Genomic DNA, 5836 nt, shown 5'->3' on the forward strand with positions numbered 1-5836 from the left:
CCACCGTCCAGTTAACAAATCTTCATCTCCCCTCAAAACCGCGCCCGCCATTATGGGCTTCAGAGCGCATGGGAGCGAGCCTGCTCGCGATAGCGGTGACCGGTTTTACGATTGCTGCGCAATCGAACGGGAGCAAGCTCCCTCGCCACATAGGTGCAGCGCTTTCAAACAAGATCGACCAGAGTGAGTACCTACACATGTCTTCCAATACGAGCAAAGGCAAAGCGATTTTTCGCGTTGTCAGCGGTAACTTTCTCGAAATGTTCGACTTCATGGTCTACGGCTTTTACGCCACGGCCATTGCCAAAACCTTCTTTCCCGCCGATAGCGCGTTTGCTTCCCTGATGCTGTCTCTGGCCACTTTCGGGGCCGGTTTCCTGATGCGTCCGCTGGGGGCGATTTTCCTCGGTGCCTACATCGACCGCCACGGCCGCCGCAAAGGCCTGATCATCACACTGGCGTTGATGGCCGCCGGCACGGTGCTGATTGCCGGTGTGCCGGGTTATGCCACGCTGGGCGTCGCGGCGCCGCTGATCGTATTGTTCGGTCGTCTGTTGCAGGGCTTTTCAGCAGGCRTGGAACTGGGTGGTGTGTCGGTGTACCTCGCCGAAATTTCCACACCGGGTCGCAAAGGCTTCTTCGTCAGTTGGCAGTCCGCCAGCCAGCAAGCCGCGGTGGTATTCGCCGGCCTGCTCGGCGTGGGTTTGAACCACTGGCTGAGCCCCGACCAAATGGGTGAGTGGGGCTGGCGCGTGCCGTTCCTGATCGGCTGCATGATCGTGCCGGCGATCTTCGTGATCCGCCGTTCGCTGGAAGAAACCCCGGAATTCCAGGCACGCAAACACCGCCCTACCCTGCGGGACATCGTCCGCTCGATCGGTCAGAACTTCGGCATCGTCCTCGCCGGCATGGCGCTGGTGGTGATGACCACGGTGTCGTTCTACCTGATCACCGCCTACACCCCGACCTTCGGCAAAGCCGAGCTGCATCTGTCGGATCTGGATGCGTTGCTGGTGACGGTGTGCATCGGCCTGTCGAACTTCTTCTGGCTGCCGGTGATGGGCGCGCTTTCCGACAAGATCGGCCGCAAACCTCTGCTGCTGGGCGCGACGATTCTGGCGATTCTCACGGCTTATCCGGCGCTGTCGTGGCTGGTGGCGAACCCCAGCTTCAGCCATTTGCTGATTGTCGAATTGTGGTTGTCGTTCCTGTATGGCTCGTACAACGGCGCCATGGTGGTGGCCCTGACCGAGATCATGCCGGTGGAAGTGCGCACGACCGGTTTCTCCTTGGCCTACAGCCTGGCGACCGCAACATTCGGTGGTTTCACCCCGGCGGCCTGTACGTACCTGATCCACGTGCTGGACAACAAGGCAGCGCCGGGGATCTGGCTCAGTGGCGCGGCGGTGCTGGGGTTGATCGCGACACTGGTGTTGTTCCGTGGCAATCGGCATGCGTTGCGCACGGCGCAAGCGGCTGTCATCAGAGGCGCTCACTAAAAGGAACGCAGTCAGGTGCAGAACCTGGAGCGGGCTTGTTCGCGAAGAGGGAGTGTCAGTAAACACTGATGTTGCCTGACACACCGCCTTCGCGAGCAAGCCCGCTCCCACATTTAATCGGCGTGCCCCATAGGTTTTAGTTCGCTTCGGTCCACATGCAGCCAAGGCGGCCCCTCTGCAAATCTGGCCTCCAGCCATGTCTTGAACGCCATGAGCGTCGACTGCGCGATGTTCAGGCAGTATCGGTATTCGATTTTAGATGAACAATATAGGCTCACTGCAGTTCATTGCTGCACACAGTGCAGCAGTCTGAAGCCCGTGGAAACAGGGCCACGGCAAGGGCCAGGATGATCAGTGCCACGGCGACGGCAAACGTTATCCGCATGCCGCTGGCGACGGCCGCGGGAGACGCGCTGGTGATGTCTGTCGTCGCCGAAGCAAGCGCAAACACCGCGCCCATCACCGAAGCTCCAGTGATCAGGCCGAGATTGCGTGACAGGCTGAGCATGCCGGAAATCACGCCGCGCTGGTCCGGGCGGATGTCAGTCATGATCGCGGTGTTGTTGGCCGCCTGAAACAACGCGTAGCCGGCCGTGATCACCGCGATGGGCGCGAGGTAACCGAGGAGGCCGAACCCCGCTGGCATCATTGATAAAGCACTCGCGCCGAGCGCCATTGCCGCGAGCCCGAGACGGGTCATGCGCCGAGTGCCAAAACGGTCCACCAGGCGACCGGCCGGCACGCCGGTCAATGCAGCCACCAACGGGCCGACCGACAAGGCGAAACCGACAAGTGCCGTGCCGAGGCCAAGCGCACCCGAGAGATAAAACGGCCCGACCACCAGCGTCGCCATCATCACCGTCGAAACGAGCGCGCTCATGGCCAGGCTGGCGCTCAATCCCTGTTGGCGGAACAGCGCTAATGTGATCAATGGCGATGCGACCGTGGCCTCGACGAAGATGAAAAGCCCAACACCGAAAACAGCCGCCAGCAGCAGCGCGATATTGAGCGGTCCAAATTCACCGTGCCCAATCGTCATGGCCAGCGCGTACGCCGCGAGCGTCAGCGCCAGCAGCAACGTGCCGGCCTTGTCGAACCCCACCCGCCCTGCTTTCGCCCGCTGAACATCCGCCGGCAAATAGCGATATGCGAGCCAGATGTTCAGCACACCCAACGGTATGTTGATCAGAAAAATCGCCTGCCAGCCAACGCTGGCAATCAACATCCCACCGAGCGACGGCCCCAGCGTGGTGCCGATCGCCGACATCGTTCCGAGCAACCCCATGGCGCTGCCGGTCTGCGCTTTCGGCACCGTCTCACCGACAAACGCCACGGTCAGCGCCAGCATGATCGCCGCCCCAAGCCCCTGCACCGCCCGGGCGCCGACCAGCCACCCAAGCGACGGCGCGACACCGCAGACCAGCGATGACAGGGTAAAAATGGCGATGCCCACCAGTAGCAAACGCCGACGGCCGAGCATGTCGCCGAGCCGTCCGACGCTGACGATCAGCGTGGTGATCGCCAGCAGATACGCCAGAACAATCCACTGCACGTGTTGGAAGGAAGCATCGAACGCCTCGGCCAACGTCGGCAATCCCGCATTGGCGATGCTGGTGTCGAGTGAAGGCATCAACATCGACAGCGAAAGACTCGCAAGCGCCCAGCGCACCGAACCTGATTGAGTGATGGATTTCATTGTCTGGCCACGTCTGAAAGGTAGAGCAGCAGCGTATGCCCGTGCGTGACAAGGCGGAAGGCGCAGCATTTGCACTTGATAGATGCGTTTGACGCCATGTCAGCCCCGCGCCGTGCTAACGTTGCGGCATGACCACTCCCGATCTCAATCTGCTGATTACCCTGGACGTGCTGCTCGCCGAAGGCAGTGTCGCCCGCGCCGCCCAACGACTGCGCCTGAGCCCGTCGGCCATGAGCCGAGCGCTGGCGCGGTTGCGCGAAACGACAGGCGACCCGCTGCTGGTCCGGGCCGGACGCGGCCTGGTGCCGACGCCACGAGCGCTTGAATTGCGCGAACACGTCAGTCGATTGGTGCAAGACGCCGAAGCGGTTTTGCGCCCCGCCGAACAGCTCGACCTCAAGCAACTGGTTCGAACATTCACGCTGCGCACCAGTGACGGCTTCGTGGAAAACTTCGGCCCGGCGCTGATCGCCCGCGCCAGTGAGGAAGCCCCCGGCGTGCGTTTGCACTTTGTGCAGAAGCTGAGCAAGGACAGCGCCGCACTTCGCGACGGCTCCGTTGATCTGGAAACCGGTGTGGTCGGCGGTACGACCAGCCCGGAAGTGCGCACCCGGGCATTGTTCGAGGATCGTTTCGTGGGCGTCGTTCGCACGGGGCATCCGCTGAGCGAGGGCGAGATCACTGCCTCCCGTTATGCCACTGGCCGGCACATCCTGGTCTCACGGCGCGGGGTCGATAAGGGGCCGATGGATGAAGCGTTGGAAGCGCTGGGACTGCAGCGGGAAATCATCACCGTCGTCGGCGGTTTCTCGGCCGCCCTGGCGCTGGCTCGCGCCTCGGACCTGATCGCCACCGTGCCTGCCCGACATACCCAAAACCTGCGCACCGGCCTGCACAGTTTCGATCTGCCGTTCGAGCTGCCGCCGATCACCATTTCGATGCTCTGGCATCCGCGGATGGATGCCGATTCGGCGCATCGGTGGCTGCGTGAATGTGTTCGAGAGGTTTGTGCGCGGCCCTGAGGAACCCTCAACCCTTCCTTTTCTGAAGCCCCTTCAACCGCACACTCGCCCGCTGCGCCGCCGCCATTTTTTCCGGGCGCTTCATGCGTTTCCACTTTCTGATGTCGTCCTTGGTGCGACCACAACTGACACACAGTTCACCACTGAGCTGGCAAACGGAAATACATGGATTTTCGATATCCTTGGCCACGGCTCAACCTCGCGTCGAGCGCTTGGGCGCCAGGCGTTGCTGCCAGTTGCCGCCATTGGCGCGCTGACATTGCTCTTCAGAATCAAACTGCACATGGGCCTCGACCGGGCTGACGAGAACGTCCGCTTCATTTAATGCTACGGCCGTCAGTTCGACCATGCGCTCGCCCTGCCCGCTCGCCAGCGCCTGATCCTTATGGGCCTGCGTATCGAAGACCCAGATCACTCGCAGGCTGGATGGAAAGGCGTCGTAATCGATTTCGTGGGTCAACCAGCAAAACCCGACTATTTCCGCTTTGGCTGTTTCGCACGCCTCGGTCAGAGTGGCGACCAGGCGACGTTCGATGTGTGCCTGATCGCGTTTGCTTAAAGACATCGGGTGGATCCTTGGGTGGCGGTCAACGAAAAAGGCCCATCATACGTGACCTCACTCGCCTTTTCGGCTCGTTCCTTAAACGAGACACGGAACGAATGCGAAGTTGATTTTTCCCTCAGAACGGCCGATACACCGGAGTGTGATATCTGCCGCTCCTGCTTTCCTCAAAGGACATGAGGCACGTTCGCATACATGACTAACCAATCGAATGGAATCCATCGCAATGAGTTTCACTGTTCTAAAGAATGCATCACTTAAAGCCTGGCTCATCTTCGGGAGTGTGGTTGCGGTTCTGTCCAGCGTTGTAACGATTTACCCTACGCTGCATGACGCCAACCCAACCAACCCGCGCTTCGTCGGTCGTTGGAAAACTGATTACACCTATCCGATCACCAACGGCTCGTTTGAATTCAAGGGCATCACTGAGTACTTCCGCAATGGACGATACAACGTCAATGGCACCGTCATCGTTGACGGAACTGTTGAAGCCAAACCTTACCGTTTTGAGTACAACGTAAACGGCGCTGGTAGTTGGACGGCCGACTCCAGCCTGCTTTCGTTCACCCTGGCTGACATGAAGACGATTCCCATGTCGTATGTAATTGATGGCAAATCCATCCCACCGTCACTGGTTGCCAAGTTGGTTGGGCCGTCCATGCCAAACTTGAGCGACGCTTACGCGGCCGGCGCATCCGATGAAGCACGAATCCTGTCGATCAAGGACGATGAGATAACGCTTGAAGCCAACGACCCAGCAGGAAAAGCATTCACCATGCGAACCTACAAACAGAACTAAGTCTCACCAGGCTTCACTACGAAAAAGGACGGATCGATTTTGATCCGTCCCTCCCATCGTCCTACTTGCTTGTCTTTCGCATGTGTATCAGCGCGACACGGCGCCCATCCTGCGACACCCGCTCCTCAACCCCAAACGGCACAAACCCGAGCTGCGGATACAAAAGCAGCCCCGCCGTGTTCTCGTTGAAACACGAAAGCTGCACCTCGCTTGCCCGATGACGTTCAAACGCCAGCCCCACCATCGTTTCCACCAAAA

7 protein-coding genes are annotated in these 5836 nt (G+C 60.1%); 3 read left to right on the top strand and 4 right to left on the bottom strand.

Annotated elements, in window-relative coordinates; all coding sequences use genetic code 11:
• Window positions 1-197: 197 nt before the first annotated feature.
• Window positions 198-1499, top strand: coding sequence for a tricarballylate/proton symporter TcuC (gene tcuC / locus AC1DLB_RS19185; protein WP_477785452.1), 1302 nt, complete (start codon window positions 198-200; stop codon window positions 1497-1499).
• A 274-nt stretch (window positions 1500-1773) separates the two neighbouring features.
• Here the strand turns inward: tcuC and AC1DLB_RS19190 are convergent, their stop codons facing one another.
• Entirely contained in the window at window positions 1774-3195 is a 1422-nt protein-coding gene (locus tag AC1DLB_RS19190) for an MFS transporter (protein WP_477744451.1), read from the bottom strand.
• Window positions 3196-3323: 128 nt separating this feature from the next.
• Here AC1DLB_RS19190 and AC1DLB_RS19195 point away from each other — a divergent pair, with 128 nt between their 5' ends.
• Complete coding sequence (locus AC1DLB_RS19195) at window positions 3324-4217, top strand: LysR family transcriptional regulator (protein ID WP_111453768.1); 894 nt, start codon at window positions 3324-3326, stop codon at window positions 4215-4217.
• A 7-nt stretch (window positions 4218-4224) separates the two neighbouring features.
• On the opposite strand, the gene AC1DLB_RS19200 is transcribed toward AC1DLB_RS19195, so the two are convergent.
• Both AC1DLB_RS19200 and AC1DLB_RS19205 read right to left on the bottom strand, forming a co-directional pair.
• Window positions 4225-4407, bottom strand: coding sequence for a DUF1289 domain-containing protein (locus AC1DLB_RS19200; protein WP_081626539.1), 183 nt, complete (start codon window positions 4405-4407; stop codon window positions 4225-4227).
• A gap of 3 nt (window positions 4408-4410) precedes the next feature.
• Window positions 4411-4782: a hypothetical protein gene (locus tag AC1DLB_RS19205; protein WP_477744412.1), complete on the bottom strand. Its 372-nt coding sequence runs from the start codon at window positions 4780-4782 to the stop codon at window positions 4411-4413.
• Window positions 4783-5005: 223 nt separating this feature from the next.
• On the opposite strand from AC1DLB_RS19205, the gene AC1DLB_RS19210 reads away from it, so the two are divergent.
• Window positions 5006-5578: a hypothetical protein gene (locus AC1DLB_RS19210; protein ID WP_477744411.1), complete on the top strand. Its 573-nt coding sequence runs from the start codon at window positions 5006-5008 to the stop codon at window positions 5576-5578.
• 61 nt (window positions 5579-5639) lie between these two features.
• Here the strand turns inward: AC1DLB_RS19210 and AC1DLB_RS19215 are convergent.
• Window positions 5640-5836 (bottom strand): GNAT family N-acetyltransferase (locus tag AC1DLB_RS19215; protein WP_477785453.1); only part of this gene is annotated, 197 nt, incomplete at its 5' end.

This window comes from Pseudomonas sp. 05N434 (assembly GCF_056396965.1).

Bases quoted from the DNA above. Each gene is read 5' to 3' on its own strand.
- AC1DLB_RS19210 (WP_477744411.1), top strand. From the start codon at position 5,006: ATGAGTTTCACTGTTCTAAAGAATGCATCACTTAAAGCCTGGCTCATC.
- AC1DLB_RS19205 (WP_477744412.1), bottom strand. From the start codon at position 4,782: ATGTCTTTAAGCAAACGCGATCAGGCACACATCGAACGTCGCCTGGTC.
- AC1DLB_RS19190 (WP_477744451.1), bottom strand. From the start codon at position 3,195: ATGAAATCCATCACTCAATCAGGTTCGGTGCGCTGGGCGCTTGCGAGT.
- AC1DLB_RS19195 (WP_111453768.1), top strand. From the start codon at position 3,324: ATGACCACTCCCGATCTCAATCTGCTGATTACCCTGGACGTGCTGCTC.